At 63.3% G+C, this 24,600-nt stretch carries 18 protein-coding genes; 11 read left to right on the top strand and 7 right to left on the bottom strand.

Annotated elements, in window-relative coordinates:
- Positions 1–99: 99 nt before the first annotated feature.
- The 3 genes from KF708_02270 to KF708_02260 all read left to right on the top strand — a co-directional run bounded on the left by KF708_02270 (position 100) and on the right by KF708_02260 (position 5,133).
- Entirely contained in the window at positions 100–870 is a 771-nt protein-coding gene (locus KF708_02270; GenBank protein MBX3411516.1) for a PEP-CTERM sorting domain-containing protein, read from the top strand.
- A 114-nt stretch (positions 871–984) separates the two neighbouring features.
- Positions 985–3,648: a WD40 repeat domain-containing protein gene (locus KF708_02265; protein ID MBX3411515.1), complete on the top strand. Its 2,664-nt coding sequence runs from the start codon at positions 985–987 to the stop codon at positions 3,646–3,648.
- A gap of 102 nt (positions 3,649–3,750) precedes the next feature.
- Positions 3,751–5,133, top strand: coding sequence for a right-handed parallel beta-helix repeat-containing protein (locus tag KF708_02260; protein ID MBX3411514.1), 1,383 nt, complete (start codon positions 3,751–3,753; stop codon positions 5,131–5,133).
- Between the two features lie 49 nt (positions 5,134–5,182).
- On the opposite strand, the gene KF708_02255 is transcribed toward KF708_02260, so the two are convergent.
- The 3 genes from KF708_02255 to KF708_02245 all read right to left on the bottom strand — a co-directional run bounded on the left by KF708_02255 (position 5,183) and on the right by KF708_02245 (position 7,765).
- A complete protein-coding gene (locus KF708_02255; GenBank protein MBX3411513.1) occupies positions 5,183–5,716 on the bottom strand; it encodes a DUF2147 domain-containing protein in 534 nt (177 codons plus the stop codon).
- A gap of 228 nt (positions 5,717–5,944) precedes the next feature.
- Positions 5,945–6,886, bottom strand: a complete 942-nt coding sequence (locus KF708_02250; GenBank protein MBX3411512.1) for an alpha/beta hydrolase — start codon at positions 6,884–6,886, stop codon at positions 5,945–5,947.
- Positions 6,887–6,940: 54 nt separating this feature from the next.
- Positions 6,941–7,765: a lysoplasmalogenase gene (locus KF708_02245; GenBank protein MBX3411511.1), complete on the bottom strand. Its 825-nt coding sequence runs from the start codon at positions 7,763–7,765 to the stop codon at positions 6,941–6,943.
- Between the two features lie 641 nt (positions 7,766–8,406).
- Between KF708_02245 and KF708_02240 the strand changes: the two genes are divergently transcribed.
- From KF708_02240 to KF708_02230, 3 genes are all read left to right on the top strand, one after another.
- Entirely contained in the window at positions 8,407–9,498 is a 1,092-nt protein-coding gene (locus KF708_02240) for a sugar ABC transporter substrate-binding protein (GenBank protein MBX3411510.1), read from the top strand.
- Positions 9,499–9,725: 227 nt separating this feature from the next.
- On the top strand, positions 9,726–11,240 hold the full coding sequence (locus KF708_02235; protein MBX3411509.1) for a sugar ABC transporter ATP-binding protein: 1,515 nt from the start codon (positions 9,726–9,728) through the stop codon (positions 11,238–11,240).
- Between the two features lie 412 nt (positions 11,241–11,652).
- A complete protein-coding gene (locus tag KF708_02230) occupies positions 11,653–12,777 on the top strand; it encodes a hypothetical protein (protein ID MBX3411508.1) in 1,125 nt (374 codons plus the stop codon).
- 5 nt (positions 12,778–12,782) lie between these two features.
- On the opposite strand, the gene KF708_02225 is transcribed toward KF708_02230, so the two are convergent.
- A complete protein-coding gene (locus KF708_02225) occupies positions 12,783–13,589 on the bottom strand; it encodes an IS5 family transposase (protein ID MBX3411507.1) in 807 nt (268 codons plus the stop codon).
- 105 nt (positions 13,590–13,694) lie between these two features.
- Entirely contained in the window at positions 13,695–14,978 is a 1,284-nt protein-coding gene (locus KF708_02220) for a Gfo/Idh/MocA family oxidoreductase (GenBank protein ID MBX3411506.1), read from the bottom strand.
- 691 nt (positions 14,979–15,669) lie between these two features.
- On the opposite strand from KF708_02220, the gene KF708_02215 reads away from it, so the two are divergent.
- Both KF708_02215 and KF708_02210 read left to right on the top strand, forming a co-directional pair.
- The gene (locus tag KF708_02215; GenBank protein ID MBX3411505.1) at positions 15,670–17,094 is read left to right on the top strand and encodes an MFS transporter; all 1,425 of its coding nucleotides are present in this window, start codon (positions 15,670–15,672) and stop codon (positions 17,092–17,094) included.
- Between the two features lie 305 nt (positions 17,095–17,399).
- On the top strand, positions 17,400–17,855 hold the full coding sequence (locus KF708_02210) for a DUF4279 domain-containing protein (GenBank protein MBX3411504.1): 456 nt from the start codon (positions 17,400–17,402) through the stop codon (positions 17,853–17,855).
- 18 nt (positions 17,856–17,873) lie between these two features.
- Here KF708_02210 and KF708_02205 read toward each other — a convergent pair whose 3' ends face one another.
- Together KF708_02205 and KF708_02200 are read right to left on the bottom strand one after the other, a co-directional pair.
- Positions 17,874–18,506 (bottom strand): response regulator transcription factor, encoded by a 633-nt coding sequence (locus KF708_02205; protein MBX3411503.1) that lies wholly within the window; start codon positions 18,504–18,506, stop codon positions 17,874–17,876.
- A gap of 388 nt (positions 18,507–18,894) precedes the next feature.
- Positions 18,895–19,326: a hypothetical protein gene (locus KF708_02200; GenBank protein ID MBX3411502.1), complete on the bottom strand. Its 432-nt coding sequence runs from the start codon at positions 19,324–19,326 to the stop codon at positions 18,895–18,897.
- Positions 19,327–19,540: 214 nt separating this feature from the next.
- Here KF708_02200 and KF708_02195 point away from each other — a divergent pair, with 214 nt between their 5' ends.
- From KF708_02195 to KF708_02185, 3 genes are all read left to right on the top strand, one after another.
- Entirely contained in the window at positions 19,541–23,014 is a 3,474-nt protein-coding gene (locus KF708_02195) for an MFS transporter (protein MBX3411501.1), read from the top strand.
- 224 nt (positions 23,015–23,238) lie between these two features.
- Positions 23,239–24,285, top strand: coding sequence for a hypothetical protein (locus KF708_02190; GenBank protein ID MBX3411500.1), 1,047 nt, complete (start codon positions 23,239–23,241; stop codon positions 24,283–24,285).
- Positions 24,255–24,600 (top strand): hypothetical protein (locus tag KF708_02185; GenBank protein ID MBX3411499.1); only part of this gene is annotated, 346 nt, incomplete at its 3' end. The genes KF708_02190 and KF708_02185, both read left to right, overlap by 31 nt.

Raw genomic sequence — 24,600 nt, 5'->3', positions numbered from 1 at the left:
TTTTGCTTGACCATTCGAGGGGGGGTTACTAACATCAGGTCGCAGCCGCCCGCCCATTTGGGGGGGGTCACTGACCGCCCCGAACGATGAGAGACAACGATGGGCAGATTCATCGCGATCGTTTACTGCACGGTTTTCTGCGTGTCGCTCATTCAGACCGCCGTGGCCGATCCGTTGCATAGTGCCGGGGCCCACATCTCGGGCGAAGCTGGCTACTACACCGACAGCGTCTTTCAATCGCCCACACCGGTTTTCTTCAGCGGTATTGGAGACATACCCTCGGGCACCGTGGCCACTGTTTCATCCTCCTCTAGTGTCTACAAGCTCACGGGATCGGGTTTGGTCCAAGGCAATCCGAACGACTACTCGGAAGGAATCATCACCACCGCAACCGGAACCGTCGAAGAGACTCTTTATCCCCTCGACGAAAATAATCAGCCCATCACCTTCGGCACGATCAAGGTCATCGCGCGCTACAATGCCGCGATGTCGTTCTCGGGAATCGACTCGGGCGTGCAAGCGAACTTTAACTTGAGCGTCTTCGGCTTCGACTTCGATGGCGACGATGATTTCGTGTCGATGGAAAACACCTCGGGGGGAAACGGCTTTCTCACGGTGGAGTGGACCGGCGACTTCACCGACGGCGTACACGTGCTGCTCGATGGTTATGCCTCGACGCGAGGCGGAACGTTCGAAATAGGTAACCCCACCGTCGGCGAAGTGAACACGGAAGCGTATATCACCTCGATCCTGGTAAATGGCAATGCCATCTACACGGTGCCCGAGCCTTCGACCTGGGCCGTGATGCTCCTGGGCGGAGCCGGCGCACTGGCGATCGTGCGCAAGCGCGCACGCCGCGCGAAAGTCTAGTCTCGACGCATTCGCGCTGGACTTTGCCGTCGGGTAGGAAGAAGATGATGACGGCCTTGCCGTAGACAGGGTCCGATTCGCTGCGATGCTTTCTCCCCTTCGCGGAGGTGTAGCGTGGGCAAGCCATCGAGGGTCTGCCGTGCGTTGTTCGTCTGCAGCCTGGTCTTCCTGTCGGGCCGCTTGAGTTCGGCGGCGCCACAAACGTCTCTTGCCGACCTCATCATCTCGCCTGCCAATAGTAATCGGCCTCCCGGCGCTGTTCTGCGCTTCGGCTTCTACGACTTCGAGCAGGGAAGCGGCATTCGCGGTTTCGCCATCTCGCCCGACGGGCGCAGCACGGCCAGCAGTGGCTATCTGGCCGGCGCGCCGATCAAGATTCGGCAAGTCGGCTCGCGCAAGCTCATCGCCGAGCTGGCCGAAGATCTGAACGGCAGTGGATCGCTCGCCTTCTCCCCCGATGGGGCGTTACTCGCCGCCGGAAGCAATACCGATGGATCGATCCGCCTGTGGGACATGCCCTCGCAGAAGCGCGTGGCCATCCTGCGCACGGCCGACTACCCGCAGTTCAGCACGAACTTGCCCGTGCTGGTGGCCTTTGCACCAGACGGCAAGACGCTCGCCGCGGCCAGCCCGCTGGGCACCGTGGAAGTGTGGCACGTGGGCGAGGCGTACGTCCTCGATTCGGTCGTGCCGGCCGCCGGCCAGCTCAAGGCCCATCAGAAGCTGAGCCAGGCGATCGCGATCTCGCCCGACGGTAAGCGTCTGGCGGTGGCCACGGCCGATCTGAAAATCCGGATCTACGATTATCCCACGCTCAAACGGCTCGACGAAATCACCACCGATTCGGTCGAGGTCGTCGACCTGGCCTTCTCGTCCGATAGCCGCTTGTTGGCTTACACGGGCCGGACACCGCGCGGCAATGCGCGGGCCGCTGCCGGTGGCCCCGCGGGCAATAGCAAGGGAGCCGCCGTCTATGATCTCGACGCCCGGCAAATCATCCACGAGATCGCCGGAAGCTACGGCAACTCCGTGGCGTTCGTGCCCGGGACGGAGCGCTTGCTAGCGCTCGGCAGCTTCGGCAATGTCACGCTCACGGATCTCGCCACGAAATCCGTGCTCTACTCGCAGCCCACCGAGAGTATCAAGCTCGTCGTCGATCCCGCCGGCAAGATCTTCATCACCGCCAGTCAAAGCGGACGCATCAAATACTGGGATCTCGCCCAGGGGCAGGAGATCGATCCTCATCCCGGTTCCAAGACTCCCCGGGTGAGCTTGCCCGATATCGTTGACGTGGCCTTGCCCGCCTCGGGAGAAATCGCCCTGACGGCGACGAGCACGGGCGAGATTCACGTTTGGGATCTGCGCAGCGGAGAGTGGCAGCGTGCCATTCCCGATCCACCGCGCGAATTGCTCAGGCCCTTGTACGGAGCGGTGTTTCTACCCGATGCGACCAGCGTCATTTTCGGCCTGGGTCCCCACCTCGAACGCATGGAAGTTGCCGATGGTCGGTCGCAGGAATGGGCCACCTATCCGTCAGAGGAGGAGACCCAGCGCTTCGAACACGGCCGTTTGACCCGCAGGGCCGTTTCGGCCGATGGCTCGACCGTGGCCTCGCTCCACCGCGAGCGCCCGTCGAACGGCGACGGCCTGATTCGCGTCTGGAACGTGGCCGATGGCAGGCTGCGCTCTTCCGTGCCCGTGAGCAAAGACCAGAACGTCGTGGTCTGCCTCTCGCCGGACGGCTCCGTGCTCTACACCGTCGCGTCCCACGAGCAAGGGGGCTATCGAACCAATACCATCATCCAGCTTTATGAGGCCGACACCGGCAAGCCGCTCCGCCAGATCGTCACTCCGGGCTGGACGGTGTTCACCCATGCGCCCGGCCTCTCGCCCGATGGAAAGCAGCTCGCGCTGGGGAAGTATGGCGACACGGTCCAGCTTTGGGATCTTGCCGCTGGCAAACTCACCAGCATCCTGCGTGGCCCGCTGAGCGGCAGCGCGGCGGTCCACACTTGCTTTTCGCCCGACGGAAAACGACTGCTCGCCGGAGTGCAACAGCGCAAAATCGGCTCCGAATCTTCCGACGTGCTCCAGGTCTGGGATGTAGGCGAGCGTCGTCTCACGCATCAGTTCGCGGCCATGGCACGCGAGGTCGCCTTTTCGCACGATTCTCAGCGCCTGGCGGTGGCCCTGGTTGATAATTCGGTGCTCGTCTACGACCTGACGCAGGAGCATCCCCAACTCGGCGATGCCGCTCCTCCCACGGCGGACGAATTGGAACAACTCTACCAACAAGTGGGAGGTGGCTCGCACGCCTACGTGGGGCAGCTCGAGCGGTACGATCTCTGCGAGAGAATGGTCGCCGGCGGAGACGCGACGATCGAGTTTCTCCGTGTGAAGCTTCTGTCCCCTCTCGAGCCCGAGCAGGACGAACTGTACGCCCTCGTCGAACAACTGCGGTCGGAAGACCGTGCCGAGCGCGCCACGGCAAGCGTCAAGCTGGTCGAGCTCGGAGACAATTTCTGGAAATCGTGCGCGAAATCGCGCCAAGGTCCCCTCGCCCGATCCGACTCTGTTCGTCTGCGGTCGGCCGTCGCCAAAGTGCCCGAACAGCGGCGCATGCGCATGGTGTTGCACGTCGTGCGCCATATCCCCACCCCCCAGGCCCTCGAACTGCTGCAAGAGGTGATCGCCCAGCACGCCGGAGATCGCTCGCAACGAAACATCGTGGCCCGCGCCCAAGAGATGCTCAAGGAACTCGCGGACCCCCCTTCTTGATGCAACGCCGCATCGGGTCATCACGCGGCGCAAGCTGGCACTCGCCTGGCCGGTGGCGTATCCTCGAACCAACGTCCCGAGTTCCTCGAGTGGGAAGGTGCCATGCCGGTCGAGATTCCGCGTTCCTCGTTCGCTCCTTCGCGCCGCCGCGCGACAAACGCCTCGCGGCGACGTTTTCTGCAGACGACCGCTGTCTGGGTCGCCGGAGGCCTGACGGCATCGCGTGCCGCGGCCGACGAGCGGCCCCCCGTGACGCGTCCTCGTGCCACCTCGGGCGATGATCGCGTCGAACCCGCTTGGGACGAGCGGCTCACGATCACCGTCGGCCAGCGCGAGGCCGACATCGTCGGCCGCGACGAACGCGCCCTGCAGGCGGCCGTCGATTACGTCGCGCGCCTGGGGGGCGGCACGGTGAAGATTCTGCCCGGCGAGTACGTCCTCTCGAACGCGGTGTACTTGCGCTCGAAGGTGCGGCTCGTCGGCGCTGGCGAAGAGACGGTTCTTGCCAAGGCACCGTCGGTCACCACCAAGCTGGCCGAGGACAGCGACTGGTACGATCAGGAAATCACCCTCGCCGATGCCCGGGGCTTCAAAGTCGGCTCCGGCGTCTGCATTCGTACCCGCAATCCGCACAACGGCGGCCTGGACGTCGCCAAGCGGACGCTGGTGGCGCGCTCGGGCAATCGCTTCAAGCTCGATCGCGCCCTGCGGCAGAACTTCTGGCTGATGGGAGACACCACCGTCTCGACCCTGCACGCCCTGCTCGATGGCGAAGAAGTGGAAGAATTCGCAATCGAGAACCTCGCCCTCGACGGTCGCCGAGCCGAGAACGAGAACCTCGACGGCAACTACGCCGGCTGCATCTTCCTACAGGACTGCCGGCGCATCGACATCCGCGGCGTCACGGCGCGGAACAACAACGGCGACGGCATCAGTTGGCAGATCTGCCACGATGTCGTCGTCGAGAACTGTCACAGCCACGGACACGCCGGGCTCGCGCTCCACCCCGGCTCCGGCTCGCAACGCCCCCTGATCCGCCACAACCAACTCGCCGATTCCGATATCGGCATCTTCTTTTGCTGGGGCGTGAAGTATGGCCTGGCCGAGCAGAACGAGATCCGCGGCAATCGCGTCGGCGTCTCCATCGGTCACCGCGATACCGACAACCTGGTGCGCCGCAACACGATCGCCGCCAGTCGCGAGAACGCGGTCCTCTTCCGGCCCGAGCGCGGCAAGGACTTCGCCGGCCACCGCAATCGCATCGAAGAGAACAAGATCTCCGACACCGGACCGGCCGGCGCCGTGGCGATCGACGTGCAAGGCCAGACCGAAACGATCTCGATCACGGCCAACGAGATCCACGAATCGCGCGGCGCCGAAGGCCGCATCGGCGTGCGCCTCGGAGCCGAGACGCGCGACATCACGCTCGCGCAAAACGAGATCCACGGGTTGGCCGTGCCGGTCGAAGATCTTCGGAAATCTTGACGGCGCGAGTTAACGGGGCCCCGTCACGTGGAGACCGCCGCCGTACCAGCTATTCGTTCTTGCCTGCCGGTTTTTCTTCAGCGGTGGCAGTCTTCGCCGCCGCGGCCTTGGCCTCGGCTTCTTCCTCGGCCTTCGTGACGCGCTCGAACGTCTCGGTCCGACCCAACAGCGCGACGCCAATGAAGCCGCGGGCCTGCAGCTTGCTCAGGTCGCCATCGTCGAACCACATCTTGCACTTGTACGTCTTGCCGTTGTCGCCGTCGTAGATGAAGCCGCTGTCCCACACCTCTTTGCCGGCGTTGTAGACGAAATCGCCCAGCATGGTGATGCCCACGAAAGGACGCTTGGCCAACTCCGGATCGGGATTGTTCTTGTCGAGCGCCCCTTCTTCGTCGTAGGCGATCACCTTGCCGAAGAACTTGTCGCCGTCGCGATAGATCTCCATCTTGCCGTTGCGCTTGGGAAACCACCATTTGCCGAGCACGGCCTTGGCCGGGTCTTCCTTGTCGGCGGCCAAGACGGCGCCCGCCGGCAAAAGAACGCTTGCCAGAAGAAACAGCAGCAGCCATCGAGCCGTCGTCATGGAAACCTCCTCGGCCCCGAGCAGGGCCCCTCCCCTTGGAAACCTGCGGGTCGTACCCCCCGCGAGTACGCCCTCCGCGCAAAGGTCACCGTAGCACACCTACCGTGAAAGACCAACGTTTTCGCTCGCCGGGGCAGAGAACGGAAAGAATCGGATCGGCCAACTTGGTTTCGAATCAAGCCAACCGGGCAAAAGGACCCCTCGATCCCCATCTGAGTCGAAGAGTTTTTACTTGCCGGCCGCGGTCACCTCGGGCTGGTTCGCCTCGCTATGCTCGGCCAGGAAGGCCTCGAGCGACTCGATAAACTCGGGCTGGCTGAACGCGCTCATGTGATCCGCTCCTTCGAGCACCACTACCTTCAGGTTCGCCGTCACCGGTTCCATCCGATCGACCCCGTCCTTGAGCGGATCGCGGTCGCCGATGAGCGCCAACAGCGGCACCTTGTTGTCGCGCAGCGATTGCTCCGCGACTTCGAGATCGCCCATGCCGCGCGCCACCGCGGCGAGCGCCAACGGGTCGTTCAGAATCAAAATCATCTGATTCATGCCGGCGATCTGTTCTTCGGTCGGTTGCGGATCGCCCGGCGGCGTCAGGTGACGAATCAATGGGCCGATGCCCTTGCCCTCTTCGAGCGAGGTGGCCAGCTCGTTGATGAGTTTCATGCGTTCGTCGTCCTTCTTGGTCCAACCGGCACCGCCGAGCGTGGCCGTAAGTACGCGCTCGGGATAGGTCGTGACCAGCTTGCCGGTGATAAAGCCCCCCATCGAGTAACCGACGAGGTGTGCCCGGTCGATCCCCAGGTGATCCATCAGGCGGACGATGTCCTCGACCATTTCGAGGCCATACTTTGCCGGCTCGTGCGGCTTGCCGCTGCGGCCGTGGCCACGATTGTCGAGCGCGATCACCCGATAGTGCCTGGCCAACGCGTCGAAGACGCCCGACTGTTGCCAGTTCAACATTGCGCTGGCGGTGAAGCCGTGGATCAGGATGACGGGCTCCCCTTCCCCCGCGGTGATGTATTGAATCTTCACGCCGTCAGAATCGAACGAAGCGGACTTCGGCTTGATGCGTGTCGGCTTTTCGGCCGTCGCCGCATCTTGCGCCGCTGCCGACGCGGTCCAGACGAACATCAGTGCGGCAAGCCACAGCAGGGTAAGACGACGCATCATCGTTCGGCTCCCGAAGAAGTCAGGACACATCAGGACACAGAGGTACGCAAGATTTCAGGTCGCGTCGCGCGAGCGAGCCACGACGGCCACGATCGCCGTGCCTATCGAATAGACAATCAACATCTGGGCGGGTCCATAGGTAAGCCACACGATATCCCCCGCCATGCGGAACGAACCCTGGAACAACTCCCAGGCCAGCACGAGATCGCTCGTAAGAAACAAGGCGCCCCCCACGGCCAGCGGCAAGAAACGCCGATCGCGCAGCGCCACGCCCGAGGCCAGGCCCGCCGTGCCCGCCAGCAGCAGGCTATAGGGCAGTGCCGGCCAGCGCAGAGCGGCGTTCTTCGGGGCGTCGGTCGTGACATAGAGCCAGCCGAAGAAACCGATCGCCAGCCACACGGCCAGCGCCAGCCAGCGCAGGCCCGGCCGTTTCAGCCCGATCACCTGCTCGAGGTTCAACATACCGGCGATGTACGCGATGTGCCCCAACCCGAAGGCAATGATCCCGCCGATCGTGTCGTCCTGGAACACGCCAGGAAGGAGCCCCGCGTTGAACAGGTCGCCGATAAAACCCAGCGTCATGCCGACGGCGATCAGCACCGCATACTTGCGCACCGCCGTGGGCGCCGCCACGACGATCCACGTCCAACCGGCAAGCACGAGCACGGCGGAGGAGGACATCCGCGCCCAGCGCGGGATGCGGGCTCGCGACTCGTCGTCGCCGCCGAAAATGAATCCGCCAAACAACAGCGCCGCCCAAAGAAACCAGAGGGCAAACAGCAACCACACGGCGCCGCGCTGCGCGGCCGAGGAGGTTGCCTGTTGTGCGGCAGCCACGCCAGCGGAAGTGCGAGATGAAACCGACCGATCGAGCGACATCGACGATATTCCCCTAAAGAATGGCGAGAGACGATCAGCAGCTTACTCGGCAGCGTTCGGCGATACAACGAAGCGACCGCAGTCGACCCGAGTGCAGGAGGCAAATCGGTCATTTCTGGTCGAGGCCTCCCGTTGGTGGTCGAAGAAGCCAGAGTGCGCACAGTGCCAACGCTAGCGACAAGCAAAAGGACCAAAAGGCCACGATGAGATTGTTCTCCACCGCTGCGACTCGAAAATCAGAGTCGTCGCTTCTCGCGTCCCATACCGCCTGACCTGTCGCCCAAAGTGCAATAACGAGACTCACCGTTGCGGACGTGCCAAGAAGTATCGCAGCCACTTTTCTCCCTGGGGAGATCGCGGACTCTCTTCTTGTGGTTGACCCAGGCGATACGTAGGGATTCGACTCCATGACGTCAGCTTAGCACCTATGTCGATGCCACACGCCACCTCTATTTCCACACCGTCGGGTGGCACCGACGATTCTCCGGGAAAAGCCGTCGAATCAGGCGAGATGAAAGTCGGTGCTACCGACTGCATCCGCGGCGCTTTCATCCCCCGCGGCAGCCAGTTACGATTGAAAGTCTCCATTCTCGCGCTCGTCGGTTGTATCTCGTCTTCCTAAGCAGGGGAGGGTTCGCTCCGTGGCTGATCGTATTGATTTACCTGCCGCGTCTGCCGGTTCCGCAACATCTCGCCGTGCGTTTATCGAGCGCGCGGTCGCCGGCGGAAGTCTCGGGCTGGCCGCGTTGGCCACCGGCTGTGCCGGCTCCACGTCGGGCGAGTCGGCAAGCTCCGCCGCCACGGGCGCCGGCGGACAGCGTCCTCTCAAAGCCGCCTTCTCCAACGCCGGTCTGCAAAGCACCTGGTGCAAGCTCGGCAAAGACACGGCCGAGCTATGGGGCAAGCTGCTTGGCGTCGAAGTCACCTGGTTCGACGGCGAGTTCGATCCCCAAAAGCAGCGCGACAAGATCGATCTGATCGTCGACGACGATTGGGACTTCTGCTGCTTCCAGGCCGTGCAGATCGACACGCTGGCCGATCCCGTCGCCACGCTCAAGAAGCGTGGCGTGCCGGTGATCTCGATGGATACGCTCCTCGTCGCGCCCGAGCGCATGCGTGAAGTGGGCGTCTGGACCGAAGTCACCCCCGACCAGGTCTTCATGGGCGAGACGAGCACCCGCTATCTGATGGAGAAGATCGGCGGTCGCGGACGCGTGATTCATATCGGTGGACTGAGCGCCCACAGCGGCGCGCGCGGACGCAAGCAGGGCTTCGACAACGTCGTCAAGCAGTATCCCGAGGTCGAGGTGATCGGCGGCGATGTCCGCTGGTGCGACTGGAAAAAGGAAAAGGCCCGCAACACGTTCGAGGCGCTGCTCGAGCAATCGAGCGAGCCGATCGCCGGGGCATTCTTCCACAGCGACGACATGGCCCTGGCCGCGCTCCCCGCCTTGAACGGCACGATCCACGAGAAGATGATCGTCACCGCGGTCGATGGCCAGAAAGAAGGGCTCGCCGCGATCGCCGATGGCCGGCTGGCGGCGACGACGGTGAACCCCGTCTGCCTGATCCACATGACGTCGCTCGTGTTGGGTCAATTCATCGCCCGCAACGGCGAGAAGATGGAAGACCTGCCGCTGGAGATCATCACCCCCGGCCCGCTCGTCTCGCGCGACACGAACAACCTGGCAGCCATGCAATACCTGGCCGATCCGCGCCACTGTCTCGTTTAGTTAGAACTGCAAGATCCAGAATTCAACGCAAAGGCGCGAAGACGCAGAGAAGACAAATGATGGATAGCCGCGTGGCGCCGCTGGCTTGTAGGTCAGGTACTCCGTACCTGACACTTGTTGGAGTTCGCTACATCGAGAAGTGTCAGGTACAGAGTACCTGACCTACTTTGTTTGCTCCTTTGCGTCCTTGCCTCTTCGCGCCTTTGCGTTAATTCCTATCAATTCGCATGTCGACTCAATCGGACCAGCCAGTCGTTCCGCTTCTGCAATGCCGCGGCATTAGCAAGCGCTTCGGGGGCGAGGTGGCGCTCGAGGGGGTCGACTTCACCCTCGAGGCCGGACGCGTGCATGGCCTCGTCGGCAGCAACGGCGCCGGCAAGAGCACGCTCATGAAGATCCTGGCCGGCGTGCTCCCCGACCACGACGGCGAGATCCTGCTCGAGGGCCGGCCGATTCGCCTCTCGAGTCCCCAGGCGGCGCTCGCGCATGGCATCGCTATGGTCTATCAGGAGCTGTCCGGGATTGCACAACTCTCGGTGGCCGAGAATCTCTTCCTGGGACGACAGCCGACAACAAAGCTCGGCCGCATCGACTGGCGCTCGATGTACCGCCAGGCGCAGCAGTACCTGGAAGAACTCGAGATCCATATCGACGTGCGCCAGCGGCTCGATCGCTATCCGCTTGTCATCCGGCAGATGGTCGAGATTGCCCGTGGCCTGCACAGCGGGGCGCGGGTCCTGATCCTCGACGAACCGACCAGCGCGCTGAGCCCCCCCGAAACACAACGGCTCTTCTCGCTCGTCGCGCGGCTCAAGCGGTTGGGCGTGTCGTTCGTCTTCATCAGCCACTTCATCGAGGACGTGCTCGCCATCTGCGACGACGTGACCATTTTGCGCGACGGCCGGCGGATCGAAACCACCCCCTCCACGCAGCTCGACAAGCATTACGTCATTCGCACGATGCTGGGACACGGCCTCGAAGGGAGCGAGGCGGGCTACGAGACCTCGGTCGCGCTGCCGCCACGCTCCGCCGCGCCCCCGCTGGTCGAGGTCAGCCATCTGCGACTCGCCGGGGCGTTCGGCGAAGTAAACTTCTCCGTGGCGCCGGGCGAATGCCTCGGCATCTACGGATTCGTCGGCGCCGGGCATCAAGAGGTCGTGCAGACCCTGGCCGGCGCGCGACGCGCCACCGCCGGTACCATCTCCCTCGCTGGCCGCGCCCTGCGGGCCGGCAGCGTTCGAGCCGCCGTCGAGCGCGGGGTGCTCTTCGTCGGCGCCGATCGCAAGCAGACCCTCGTGCTCAACGCGCCGATCTATCAGAACGCCACCCTCGCGCATCTGCGCCGCGCCGTCGGGCGCTGGCTTACCCGCCGCCGCGAGACGAACGTCGCGCGGCCGCTGCTCGAGCGCGTCGGCTGCCAGCCCCCGGACCCGCACCTCAAGGCCGGCAGCCTCTCGGGGGGGAACCAGCAGAAAGTCGTCTTCGCCAAATGGCTGTTGGGACCGATCCGCGTGCTGCTGCTCGACGAACCGACCCGCGGCATGGACGTCGGCGCGAAGGAAGACATCATGCGGCTGGTGGCCGAGCTCAAGCAGCAGGGGGCCGCGATCGTGCTCGCCTCGAACGAGCCCGAACTGATCCTCGCCCACGCCGACCGCATCCTCGTGATGAACCGGGGCTGGATCACCCACCAGTTCGCCGGCGTCGAAGTCGACAAGGCCGAGCTGATGCGCTCGGCGTGAGATTGCGTTTTTAGTTTTTCAACGCAAAGACGCAGAGACGCTAAGGCGCAAGGCATCCTAACCCGAAGCGTAAGCGAGGGGCTTCCTGGCAACGACGGCGATCGAAGCCCTCTACGCGCGTACCAGAAATCGGCCGGGTGGCACCGATCATTTTGCGGTACGATCCGCGGCGACCGATCGACGGCAAGTCGCAAAATGGTCGGTGTCGCGCAGCGACAAGAGGAATTGTGAAAAGCAGATTATTTCACCGCTAAGAGGCGAAGGGCGCAAAGGAACATACGGCCTCGCCCCTCCTCCCGCGCGCAGCGCCGCTTGCATCTCGGCGGCATTCTTCTACCCTTAACTCCTCGGCGTCTTCGCGCCTTTGCGTCTTTGCGTTGAAATTTCCCACGCGACTTTGCGTTGAAAGCATATGCCCGTCCAGCCCATCGATCTCAGCAAGTTGAAAGTCTATCCGCTCAGCGAGCGGTGCCATCTCACGACGGTCGAAGACATTCTCATCGACCCGACGACCCCTCCGAAGCCCTGTCACGAGGCCAACGCGCGGCTGATCGACCAGTGCGCCGCCAAGATCCGCCATGCCCGCGAGCGCGGCGCCACGGTGATGCTGATCTACGGCGCGCATCTGCTGCGCAACGGCGCGGCGCTCGTGCTCGATCGACTGATGGCGGGGGGCTGGCTCACGCATCTGGCCACGAACGGCGCCGGCACGATCCACGATTGGGAATACGCCTGGTTCGGCGCCTCGACCGAGAGCGTCGAGATGAACGTCGCCACCGGCACCTTCGGCACCTGGGACGAGACCGCCACGAACATCCACCGCGCGCTAATGGCCGGCGCGCTCGAGGATCTCGGCTACGGCCGCTCGTTGGGCCGCCACATCCATGAAGATGGCGTCACGCTCCCCACGACCGACGAGCTCGCGGCCCAGATCGCGGACGAACCCGCACATCGTCTCACGGCTGCCCGCGCGGATCTGCTGCGCGCCATGCGCGAGCAGAACTGGCCCGCCGGCCGCAATGCTGTCGAGCATCGTTGGAAGCACGCCTCCATTCTCGCCAGCGCCTACAAGCATGGCGTGCCGGTCACGGTGCATCCCGGCATCGGCTACGACATCATCGCCAACCATCCGGTCTTCAGCGGTTCGGCGATCGGCCGCGCGGCGGAGCTCGACTTCAAGCTCTTCGGCGGCTCGGTCGAAGGCCTCGACGAGGGGGTCGTCCTCTCGGTCGGCTCGGCCATCATGGGCCCGCAGGTCTTCGAGAAAAGCGAAAGTTGCGTGAACAACCTGCGCTTGCAGAACGGGCGGAACATCATCCACCACCACACGATCTTCGTCGTCGATCTGCAAGACGGCGGCGGCTGGGACTGGACCCAGGGCGAGCCCCCCAAGACGAACCCCGCCTACTACCTGCGCTTCTGCAAAAGCTACTCCCGCATGGGCGGAGCCATGCACTACCTGCAATGCGACAACGCGACGTTCATCCACCAGCTCTACGGGCGGCTGGTATCTTTGGTTGAGCCAGAAGTAACTTAGAGACTCTAACACAACTCGGTTTTGGCGATGTTGAGGCAGATCAGCGCTTCAGCGAGGTTGATGAAGGCTTCGTGGATGTCGTCGCGGCGCTCCCAACGAATGCGGAGTCGGCGGAAATGGTGAAGCCACGAGAGCGTGCGTTCGACGACCCAGCGAAAGACTCCCAACCCGCTGCCGTGTTCCCGGTTGCGTTTCGGGATCACAGGGGTGATGCCTTGTTTGCGAAGTGCCTTGCGGTGCGGTTCGGAGTCGTATGCGGTATCGGCTTGGACCCGGTCGGGATGACGTCGAGGCGGACCTGGCTTGCCTCGGACCGGTGGAATGTGGTCGACCAACGGGAGGAGTTCCGTCACGTCATGAACGTTGGCCGCCGTCAGGATCACGACCAGTGGAGTGCCGTTGCCGTCCGTCAGGACGTGGTGCTTGCTGCCCGGTTTTCGCCGATCGGTCGGATTCGGGCCGGTTTTTGGGCCTCCGCACATGGCCCGCAACATCGCACTGTCGGCGACCGCGCGCGACCAGTCGATTTTGTCAGCCTGGTTCAGTTCGGCCAGCAGAATCTCGTGCAATCGCCGCCAGACGCCGGCGGCCTGCCAATCACGGAGACGTCGCCAACACGTCATCCCACAACCGCAACCCATTTCCTGCGGCAGCATTTCCCACGGAATTCCCGTTCGCAGGACAAACAGGATGCCCGTCAACGCCTCACGGTTGCCAACCCAAGGGCGACCGCCTTCGGGATGAGGCGACAATGGTGGGAGCAGAGGTTCAATCCGCTCCCACAGTTCGTCGGAAAGAAGTGGTTTGGCCATCGCAGGATCCTCCATGACTGAAGCTGCGAAGCTCGCCATCCCACCGCGAAAAGTATCAAATACGGCCAAGGCCATGAAGAGCAGTTTGGGTTGTGTTAGGGTCTCTTAAACCTTCGGCTCCCACCCCGGCCGATACTCGCGCTGCCACAGGGCCATCTGCTCTTCATCCCCGGTGATCTTCCCCGTCGCCGCGTCGAGGTTCACCGTGCGCCCCGTGCGGTAGGCGATGTTGCCCAGGTGGCAGAGCAGGGCACTCTTCACCCCTTCTTCCACGTCGCAGTTCGGCCGCTCGCCCGAGCGCAGGCAGTCGATAAAATTCTGCAAATGCTCGCCGTCGCCGCGGTTGATCTCGAGGCTCTCGAGCTCCTTGTCCATGCGGTCGTAAAACGCCAGCCGGCTGCTGCCGATCACCAGGCTCCCCGCGTCACCGTAGAAACTGGTCCCCCAGCCCTGTCCGTCGAGGCCACGGCGGTGCCACGTCTTGTGTTCCCAGGTGGCCCCCTTGTCGCCGAACTCGTACGTCACCAGTTGCGTGTCGGGCGTCTCCTGATCGTCGTCGAACGCCAGCTTGCCGCCGCCGCACACCACGCGCGTCGGGTGATCGACGCCCAATCCCCAGCGCACGATATCAAGCGAGTGGACGCCGTTGTTCCCCAACTCGCCCGTCCCCCAGTTCCAGAACCAGTGCCAGTTGTAGTGTACGAGGTTGTCGTGATAGGGCCGCAAAGGGGCGGGCCCCTGCCACAAGTCGAAGTCGAGTTCCGTCGGCACGGGTATCTCTCGCCCGCGCCCGATGTTCGGCCGGTCGCCATTGATCCAGCCGCGCGCGAAGCGCACCTTGCCGATTTCGCCCGCCTTCATCCGTTCGATCGCCGCGCCGATCGTCGGCGAACTGCGTCGCTGCGTGCCGATCTGCACCGTACGGTTATGTTTCCGCGCCGCCTCGACCATCAGCTCCCCTTCGCGCGGGTTGTGGCAGGCCGGCTTCTCGCAGTAGACGTGCTTGCCCGCCGCACAGGCCAGAATCGTCGCCGGCGCGTGCCAGTGGTCGGGCGCGGCGATCACCAGGGCATCGACCGACTGGTCATCGAGCGCGCGGCGAAAATCCTTCACTACCTGGGGAGAAGATCCACCCTGCTTCTCGACCGCGGCCACGCCCTTGGCCGCGGCGCGATCGTCGACGTCGCAGATGTACGCCACCTGGGCGTCGGACAGGGCCGCGAACTGACCCGCCAGCGCCGAGCCACGACCGTTCGTGCCCATCACGGCAATCACGACGCGATCGTTGGCGGCGGTGGCCGCACGAGCCACGCTCGCCAGCGTCATCACGCCTGCTCCCGTGGCCGCCCCGGTCTTCAAGAACTGCCGCCGGCTGAACTCGCGAATCATGCTCGGTCCCCTGCAAATAGGTCAGGCATGGACGTGCCTGACGAAAAAACGGATCTTACCGTAGTGCCGTCGTGTCGTCGTGGTTGCTTTCAAGCTCAGCGGCCGATTGATTTACCATAAGGGCACAAAGGCACGACGAGATATTAACGCCGCAGATTTGTGGGTCAGGTACGCCGTACCTGACAGGAATGTAAAGGCTGCCTCGCATGACAGTCTTTTCGTTAGCAATCGTTCGGAATCGAAGTGGGGAACTCCGGGGTGCCACTGGCTCTGCCAGTGCGTGGTTCGGTGAGACACTTCTGGATCATTGCCATCGCAAATACATGCTGCAACTATCGTCGACTCCTCAGCGATGAATGATGAATGTCGAGCGTAGCATCCGACTCAACGATGGATGGCCAATCGAACTGCGCTGGCAGAGCCAGTGCCACCCAGACCATGTGGCGTAACGACAAGAGGATGAGCGACGGCGACCACACGGTTCTCGCCGTTCCCTCCCCTCGCGATGCACACGTCGTACCGATCCTCTTGTCGCTGCGCGACACCGACCATTTTGCGACTTGGCGTCGAAGAGCATGGTCCATTTGCTCCGCAAAATGATCGGTGCTACCCGCTGCACTGGCGGAGCCAGTGCCACCCGGCCGCATCGCCTCTCAGTCTAACGTATCCAAACACGAAATTCAGTCTTCTCATGCCCACCCGCTATAATGGCAGCATGCGGTCGCACGAATCTCCCCCCGCCCCGACATCCCCCACCGCCGTTTCGACCTCCGACGAGCCCGCCGCCGACGCACCACCCGCGGCGTCGGCCGCCGAGCCTTCGGCGTACGACGCCTATCTCCTGCGGCACGAGTTGCGGAATTTCATCGCCCTCGTGGTCAATCAGGTCGTGCTGCGTAGCGGCTGGATCTTCAAGACCGAAACGGTCATCGTACCCGCCTTTCTCGACACGCTCGCCGGCGGCGCCGGCTGGATGCGCGGACTGCTCCCCGTGCTGAATCGCCTCGGCCAGAGCGTGCCACCACTCTTCTATGCCTCGACCCTCTCTGCCATGCCGCGCAAGAAGTGGTCGCTCGTCCGTTCGTCGTTCGTGATGGGCGTCCCCTGGCTCGTGCTGGCCCTGTTTCTCAATTACCACGGCACGACGCCCCCCGCCTGGCTGGCGCCGGTGTTCCTCATCATCTACACGCTGTTCGGCGTCTCGAACGGCATCAACCAGATCTCGTACAACACGGTGCAGGGCAAGCTGATTCGCGCCGAGCATCGCGGCCGCTTGCTCGCACTCGCCGCCATCGTCGGCGCCATCACCGCCATCGGGCTCACTTGGTGGTTTCTCGGCGATTGGCTCGACGATCCCGCCGGCGGCTTTGACAGCATCTTCGCCTTCTGCGGCATCGTCTTCGTCATCTCGGGCATCTCGGCCATGTTCTGCGCCGAACCCAAGGACGACGCGCCGCTCGATCAGGCCTCCGGCATTCGCGAATCGCTCGCCGATGCCTGGAGCATTTTGCGCGACGACAAGAACTTTCGCCGGCTGATCGAAGTGGTCGTCCTCTTCAGCACGATCCTGATCCTCTTCCCGCACTTTCAGGCCTTCGCGCGCGAGCGGCTCGGACTCGCGGGCCGCAACCTGATGATCTGGGTCATCGCCCAGAACGCCGCGCTCGGCGTCTACAGCCTGTTCATCGGCCCCATCGCCGATCGCTTCGGCAACCGACTCGCGCTGCGCGTGATCATCCTCACGCTCGCCACCACGCCGCTGTTGGCCATCGTGCTCGGCCACGTCGAGCCGGAGCTGGGGCGCAAGCTCTATCCCGGCGTCTTCGCGCTCCTGGGCCTGACGCCCGTCATGATGCGGACGACGCAGAACTACACGCTCGAGATCTGCCGCGCGGTCGATCACCCGCGCTACCTCGGCACGCTCGGCTTCTGCCTGGCGGTACCCTTCAGCATGTCGCCATTAGTCGGCTGGGCCGTCGACCTGTTCGGCTTCGAGCGCGTCTTCCTCGGCGGCGCGGCAATGTTAGTCCTCGGCGGACTCGTCACCTTCCGCCTCGTCGAACCCCGCCACGCCGGCTTCGTACCAGCCGACACGTCGAGCGGCCCGTCAGCTTAATCGCGCGGTGCATCACGAATGAGGGCGCGGGTGGCACGGACGATTACTCCGCAAGCGATAGGCCACTCCAAAGAGCTCGTAGTCGGAGAATCGTCCGTGTCGCGCAGCGACAAGAGGATCAGCCAGCGGTCGTGACCTCGAGACAGTGCAGCACAACCCTCATCCTCAGGTTGCTTCGCAACACCGACTCTTGGATGAACCACGCCGGGCCTCCAGGTACACTCATTGCACTACGACTTGCTGTGAAAGCAGCCGGCGTTGTTGAGCCACGGGATTCATCAGTAGACCGCAAAAAGTACCCGGACATGGATGAAGCAAAGCGCTTCCGTACTCTACGAGACTTTACCGTAGGGCATGAGCCAGATGAGGAGAACTATCTCCATTGCTCGGCGTCGCTGCGCATCTTCGGCGCCAGCCTCAACTTGAAAGAGATTACATCGACGCTCGGACTCGAGCCGACTTCAAGCCATCGCGCTGGTGAGCGCAAAGGACCGAAGTCGCCGCCCTATCGACATGACATGTGGAGCTACTCGCCACGCGTGGCTGAAACCGAGCCGCTCGAGAAACACATCGATGCACTCTGGTCTGACATCAAGAGTCATCGCGACTATTTGAAGCAACTCAAACGCCACGCGACGGTCGACGTCTTCCTGGGCTATCGCTCAAATTGCGATCACGCGGGCGTGGAGGTGCCCCACACTTGCTTGGAAATGTTCACCGAGCTGGAGATCCCGTTCGGGCTCTCCATCATCATCGCGTGAAAGCGGCGACGCACGCCCCTAAACCAATCCCTTGCGCACGGCCCACACCGCCGCTTGCGTGCGATCGGCCACGCCGATCTTTTTCAAGATGCGCTGCACATGCTCTTTCACCGTCTCGGCGCTGATAAACAGCGCCTTGGCGATCTCCTTGTTCGTCAGCCCCTGCGAGACCATCGCCAGCACCTCGGCCTCGCGGCGCGTCAGGGGCACTTCGATATCGCCCGAGAGTCGCGGCGTGGCGAGCGCCCCGCTCACGCGGCGCAGCTCGTCGCGCGTCCACATGTCATGGCCGGCCGCCACGATGCGAATCGCCTCGATCAGCTCGTCGCGGCTGCAACCCTTGAGCAGGTAGCCGTTCGCGCCGAGCGCCACGGCACGCGCCGTGTACGTCGGATTGTCGTACATCGACAGGACGAGAATCGGCAGCTTCGGCTGCTCCTGGCGAAACTGCTCGAGCGCCTTCAGCCCATCGCTCTCTCCCATGCGGATGTCGAGCAGCACGAGATCGGGCTTCAACTCGCGCGCCCGCTCGAGCACTTCCTCACCATTGGTCGCTTCGCCCACCACCTCGATATCGGTGTCGGCGAGCAGACTGGTCAATCCATGGCGAACGACCTCGTGATCATCCGCAATCAGTAGCCTGATGGACATAAACGTCCTCCCGACTCGTGCTCCCGCTGATGTGGACAGATCGACAGTAGTGACCGAGGGCGCCCCCCCTCAATAAAAGTCAGATCAAAGCCCCGTCAAAGATGCCAGAACGACACCCCCCCTATGAACGGAACAATCAACCTAAGAGAGGGAAAGCAGGTACCCCACTACTATGGTAGGGTCTTCGTCGCCTCGAAGCCAGCTTTTCTGGAAAAAACCCTCGTAGCACCTCGCCCAACGTGCCCGAGCGCTCGACGGACATTCCGCCTCGTCCCTCCGCATGGCGTGTCGGCCTTCCGCGCTCTCGGAGTCTCGACGAGCATGTCGTCGGCTTGGCCCCATTCGCTCCAACTCGCGTGAGCATTGCTCGGTCTGCTCCGTCCCCTCGTCACTTGGGGCGGGGCGATGCTCGCGGCGGCATCTCGAGCGGCCGGTGCCCCAGTTTCGTACGCAGGCGATTGATCGGTCCCAACACGCCGGGGCGTCCCAGGATGGCGATCTCGGCCCGCCGTTTCCCCGGAAAGTCGAGCAGCGTGACCCCCACAAAGATCGTCATCAGCCCCTGGCCCGGCGTAAAGATCAACAGCACGCCCAGCAGGGCGATCAGCGCGCCCAGCACATTCTTCAGCACGCGCAGCAGCAGCCGGACTGCGCTTCTGCGGCCGTCCTCCGGCGGACGTTTCCGCGTGAAGTAGTCGTGCGGCATCCGCACGATGATCACCGGCAGCAGGGCCAGGCTGCCGACGAACATCAGCACCGAGCCGAATACGAGCCAGCCGATCGCGCCGTTCCACTCGGGCACATTCCATCCCCAGCTCATCCCCGACAGCTCCGCATCACCCGCCCGATCGGCCTGATCGATCCCCGGCTTCCGCTCCTGTTCCGCGCCTGCAACAGGCTCGCGAGCAAGGCCTTACGACAACTTACCAGATTCTTGTCTGCCGCCGCGTTACATCCCGGCGCGCTCCGCCGCCCCTATAGCCTGTGACCCAAGTTGTCCCCAATTCGCCAGCCGAGTGACCGGGAGTGGACCGATGGCAACAGAGACTCTAACCGCCGCGGCGACCGTCGCCCCCGCCGACCCACGCGGCGGCCTGCTTTCCCGCAGCTTCCTGGGATTGCTTGCGACGCAGTTCCTGGGAGCTTTCAACGACAACATGTTTCGTTGGTTGATCGTGCCCATTGGCAAACACTACTACGGTGGCGAGAGCGAAGCGCTGGCCCTGGCCGTCGGCCTGGCGGCCTTTGTGCTTCCCTACGTCCTGCTCGCCGCCCCGGCCGGTTACCTGGCCGATCGGTTCAGCAAGCGGCAGGTCATGATCTGGTGCAAGGTGGCCGAGATCGCCATCGTCATCGCCGGTGTCGCCGCCATCTACGCCGGCAGCACCACCGCCATGTTCGTGCTGCTGATGGTGATCGGCAGTCAGAGCGCGCTGTTCGGCCCATCGAAATTCGGCAGCATTCCCGAGATCGTCCGCCCCGAAAAGCTTTCGGCGGCCAATGGACTCATCGGCCTCACCACCATCCTCGCCATCGTCCTCGGCTCGATCGCCGGTGGCTACCTGTTCCTCGGTACCGGTCCCACGGGTCAAACGAACTTGTGGATCTCGGCCACGGCGCTGATCGGTGTTGCCGTCGTCGGCTGGCTGACGAGTCTCGGCATCGGGCGCCTCGCGCCCGCGAATCCCGCGCGTGAGTTTCCCTGGAACCCCGCCCGGCAAACGTTCCGCGATCTCGGCCTCCTCTGCGGCAGCGTGTCGCTCGTGCGAGTGGCGCTCGGTACCGCCTTTTTCTGGTCGCTGGCGTCGCTCGCCAATCTGAACGTCGATGCCTACGCCTGTCACGAACTGGGGCTCGAACAACACCAAGTCGGTCCGCTGCTGGCCGCCATCGCGCTGGGCGTGGGCGTGGGCAATCTGCTGGCCGGCTACTGGTCGCGCGGCCGCGTCGAGTTGGGGCTTGTCCCCCTCGGCGCGCTCGGCATGGCCACCGGCTCGTTCGTCCTCTTCTTCTCCACCGACTCCTACGGCTGGAGTCTCGCTTCGCTCTTCGTTATGGGGGCCTCGGGCGGTCTGTTCGATGTACCACTCCAGGCCTACCTGCAAGAACGCAGTCCGGCCCAGTCGCGCGGAGCGATGCTCGCCGCCAGCAACCTGCTCACCTTCCTGGGCACGCTCCTCGTCTCGGGACTGTTCTATCTGGTGCGCGGACCGCTCGGGCTTTCGGCCGGCACGATTTTCCTTGGCGCCGGTCTCTTGAGCCTGGCGGTTGCCCTCTATGCCCTGAAGCAGCTTGTCGCTCCGACCATCCGCTTCCTGATCTGGCTCGTGAGCCGGGTCTTCTACCGGCTGCGGGTCCGTGGCCTCGAGAACGTGCCCACCGAAGGGGGCGCGGTGCTCGTCGCCAACCACGTCTCGTGGATCGATGCCGTGCTCGTCGTGCTCAGTTCGGGCCGCCCCGTGCGGATGCTGGGCTACGCCGACTACATCCAGCGCTGGCCCGTCCGCTGGCTGGCCGATGCCTTCGGCGCCATCCCCATCCGGCCTGGGTCGGGCCGGGTCTCGATCATGCGCTCTCTGGCCACCGCCCGCGATGCCGTCCGCGCGGGGGAGCTGGTCTGCGTCTTCCCCGAGGGGGGCCTGACCCGCAACGGCCAGCTCCAGGCCTTCAAGCCCGGGGTCATGTCCATCCTGGCCGGAACCGGGGCTCCGTTGATACCGGTCTACCTCGATGGACTGTGGGGCAGTATCTTTAGTAATCGTGGCGGACGGTTTTTTTGGAAGTGGCCGAGTCGTTGGCCCTTCCCCGTAACAATCACCTACGGCCACCGCCTCGAGCAACCCAAGCACGTCCATCAAATCCGGCGCGCCGTCCAGGACCTGGGTGCCCAATCCATGCAAGATCGCCAAGACAAAGACACCAATCTCTTGCGTCTGTTCGTTCGGAACTGCCGCAACCATAAATCGCAACCGAAAGCCGCCGACACCACCGGGCAGGAAGTGAACGGGGCCAACCTGCTCCTCCGTTCTCTCATCTTCCGCCGCCTGCTGCTCCGCGAGATCCTCGGCCCCGACGAAAAGTACGTCGGCCTGCTGTTGCCCCCCTCGGTCGGCGCGGTGCTGGCCAACGTGGCCGTGCCGCTGGCCGGACGCGTGGCGGTCAACCTGAATTACAGCGCCTCGAGCGAGGTGATCGATTCCTGCATCCGCCAGTGCAATATCAAGCACGTGCTGACCAGCCGCCGCGTCATGCAGCGCTTGAACATCAAGGTCAACGCCGAGCTCATCTATCTCGAAGACTTCATCACCAAGGTCACCAAGGCCGATAAGCTCATCGCCGCGGCCATGACCTACGCCATGCCCCTGGCCTGGCTCGAGCATCACCTGGGCGTCAACCGGATCAAGCCCGACGACGTGCTCACCGTGCTCTTCACCTCCGGTTCGACCGGCGAGCCCAAGGGGGTCATGCTCACGTACCAGAACGTCGGCTCGAACGTGCAGGCCATCGACGAGATCGTCCACCTCACCACGTCCGACACCGCCGTCGGCATTTTGCCCTTCTTCCACTCGTACGGCTACACGGCCACGATGTGGACCATGCTCGCGCTCGCGCCGAAGGGGGTCTACCACTTCAGCCCGCTCGAAGCGCAGCAGGTGGGGGAGCTGAGTCGCAAGCACCGCGCGAACATCCTGATGGCGACGCCGACCTTCCTGCGTTCGTACATCAAGCGCTGCCAGCCGGAAGACTTCGCCTCGCTGGACGTGGTGTTCGCCAGCGCCGAGCGTCTGCCCGCCGACGTGAGCGACGCCTTCGAGCGCAAGTTCGGCGTGCGTCCTTCCGAGGCGTACGGCGCCACCGAGCTCGCCCCGCTCGCCTGTCTGAACGTGCCCGACAGCCGCTCGCACGGCGCCAGTAGCCCCGGCACCAAGGAAGGCTCCGTCGGCCGGCCCATCCCCGGCGTCACGGCCAAGATCGTCCATCCCGAGACGGGCGAGGATCTCGGCATCGACGAGCCGGGCATGCTCCTCTTCAAAGGCCCCAACGTCATGGCCGGTTACCTCGACCGCCCCGACCTCACCTCGAAGGTGATCCGCGACGGTTGGTACGTCACCGGCGACATCGCCAAGATCGACGAGGACGGCTTCGTCACCATCACGGGCCGCCAGAGCCGCTTCTCGAAGATCGGCGGCGAGATGGTCCCCCACATCAAGATCGAAGAGACGATCGCCGAGCTGCTCAAGTCGGACGAAGAGCTCAAGGCGGCCGTCACCGCCGTCTCCGACCCCAAACGCGGCGAGCGCATCGTCGTGCTCCACCTGCCGCTCGACCGCACGCCGGAAGAGATCTACCGGCAGCTCACGGCCTCGGGCCTCCCCAAGCTCTGGATCCCCTCGCCCGACAGCTTCGTCGAAGTCGAGGAACTCCCGATCCTCGGCAGCGGCAAGCTCGACCTCAAGGCGCTGAAAGAGATGGCCATGGACCGCTTCGGAGCCACCACCTCGGCCTAAGCCTCGTAGGTCACGCACCCCGTGCATGACAATCATTCGAGTTCGCAATGTCGCACATTGTCAGGTACGGAGTACCTGACCTACAAAATGGCACAAGCTGTCAGCCTGTGCGAAATGCTATGGCAAATGAGGCGATCACAAAAAGCGTCGGTCAATCGGGTACCTCAAACTCCCGAGAAAAAAGTTGACTGGGCCATTCTAGGCCGCTAGCCTGCCCTCTGTTGGTGGCCATCTCTTTCCGCCGCCACGAAGAGGGCAGTTCCCTGCAGTGGCAGACTTGGTGGTCGCTTTCGGATGATGATCTCGCGAAACGCGACATTGCGGAAACCAACCTTTTCTTAGGGTTCGGGTTGCCGCCAGTCTGGGGTTATGACATCGAGCCCTACCTGCGCAAGATCGATGAGTGGACAGAGCTTGTCGAGACAGCGACTCGACGCGCGATCCGACGACGATTAAAGCACGGCGCCGATGCGGACCTTTCGACAAACCAGTACCGCATCCTCGTGCTGATCACGGTCCTGCAGCGTGATCTTCGATTGAGATACTATCTGCCGTTCAGCCAAGGCGACTATGACGGCACTGATTCACAGAACTTATTCATCCATGGCATCCTCGACGGCCATGGCGGCACGTGCTGTACCATGCCGGTGCTGTATGCGGCGATTAGTCGGCGGCTGGGATATCCCATCAAGCTTGCTACGGCGAAAGAGCATCTGTTCTGTCGCTGGGACGATCCAGATGGGGAGCGGTTCAATATCGAAGCCACATCGCTCGGATTCCATGCTGACTACGACGACGAGCACTACATGACGTGGCCAGGCGAGTTGAACCCAGCCGACGTGAAGCGCGGCTGGTACTTGAAGAGCCAGTCACCTCGCGAGGAATTAGCGATATTCCTCTCACACCGAGCGCATTGCCTGCTCGATAACTTCGACTTCGCGGCGGCATCGACGATGTTCTCTTACGCGCATCGTCTTATGCCCGATTTTCCCGGCTATCATCAAAGTTGGGGGATCGCTCTGCTCTTACACGATGTCGTAAGGCACCTGAGGAAACAATCGGCCGGTGGGAGAATACCAGAGCGAATCAAGATCCCCACTCCGACCGAGGAGTGGGAGCGGCAACTCTATCCAATCGTCCAGAAAGAGCTGACACGTCTATTGCGCAATCGTCTCAAGCAGAGTGACGAACCACCTTACATCAGCTTGTACCCAGTCTACGCAGACGGAGGACGATCCTCATGCTCGACCCCAAAGTCGGCCGCTTCTTGACCGAAGACCCAATCTGGCCGGAAGACGACACCAACGCCTACCGCTACGTGAGCAACAACCCCACGAATTTCACCGATCCGACGGGCCTGGCGGCCTATCCGATTGCGCCGGACCACAGCGGCGGGGGTGGCCTGCCCTTGACACCGTATTATGAAGAATATGTGGCATTGGGCGGTCCGACTTATACAGACAGCGACTATAGAAAAGTGCGTGCTGCGATGCTGGCCGTGGCCAATAGGGCGCAAGAGCTAGCGAACAACGGCCGTTGCGATACTCTACGCTCAGCCCTAGAGCGGGCCACGGTGCTTGCAGACG

The organism is Pirellulales bacterium, assembly GCA_019636335.1.
Taxonomy (GTDB): Bacteria; Planctomycetota; Planctomycetia; order Pirellulales; family JAEUIK01; genus JAHBXR01.
This window is presented reverse-complemented; position numbering and strand designations above follow the sequence as displayed.

Coding starts and splice junctions, on each gene's coding strand:
- KF708_02195 (MBX3411501.1), top strand. CDS start 19,541: ATGGCAACAGAGACTCTAACCGCCGCGGCGACCGTCGCCCCCGCCGAC.
- KF708_02245 (MBX3411511.1), bottom strand. CDS start 7,765: ATGTCGCTCGATCGGTCGGTTTCATCTCGCACTTCCGCTGGCGTGGCT.
- KF708_02200 (MBX3411502.1), bottom strand. CDS start 19,326: ATGAGCTGGGGATGGAATGTGCCCGAGTGGAACGGCGCGATCGGCTGG.
- KF708_02230 (MBX3411508.1), top strand. CDS start 11,653: ATGCCCGTCCAGCCCATCGATCTCAGCAAGTTGAAAGTCTATCCGCTC.
- KF708_02235 (MBX3411509.1), top strand. CDS start 9,726: ATGTCGACTCAATCGGACCAGCCAGTCGTTCCGCTTCTGCAATGCCGC.
- KF708_02250 (MBX3411512.1), bottom strand. CDS start 6,886: ATGATGCGTCGTCTTACCCTGCTGTGGCTTGCCGCACTGATGTTCGTC.
- KF708_02260 (MBX3411514.1), top strand. CDS start 3,751: ATGCCGGTCGAGATTCCGCGTTCCTCGTTCGCTCCTTCGCGCCGCCGC.
- KF708_02270 (MBX3411516.1), top strand. CDS start 100: ATGGGCAGATTCATCGCGATCGTTTACTGCACGGTTTTCTGCGTGTCG.
- KF708_02225 (MBX3411507.1), bottom strand. CDS start 13,589: ATGGCCAAACCACTTCTTTCCGACGAACTGTGGGAGCGGATTGAACCT.
- KF708_02215 (MBX3411505.1), top strand. CDS start 15,670: ATGCCCACCCGCTATAATGGCAGCATGCGGTCGCACGAATCTCCCCCC.
- KF708_02205 (MBX3411503.1), bottom strand. CDS start 18,506: ATGTCCATCAGGCTACTGATTGCGGATGATCACGAGGTCGTTCGCCAT.
- KF708_02255 (MBX3411513.1), bottom strand. CDS start 5,716: ATGACGACGGCTCGATGGCTGCTGCTGTTTCTTCTGGCAAGCGTTCTT.
- KF708_02220 (MBX3411506.1), bottom strand. CDS start 14,978: ATGATTCGCGAGTTCAGCCGGCGGCAGTTCTTGAAGACCGGGGCGGCC.
- KF708_02210 (MBX3411504.1), top strand. CDS start 17,400: ATGGATGAAGCAAAGCGCTTCCGTACTCTACGAGACTTTACCGTAGGG.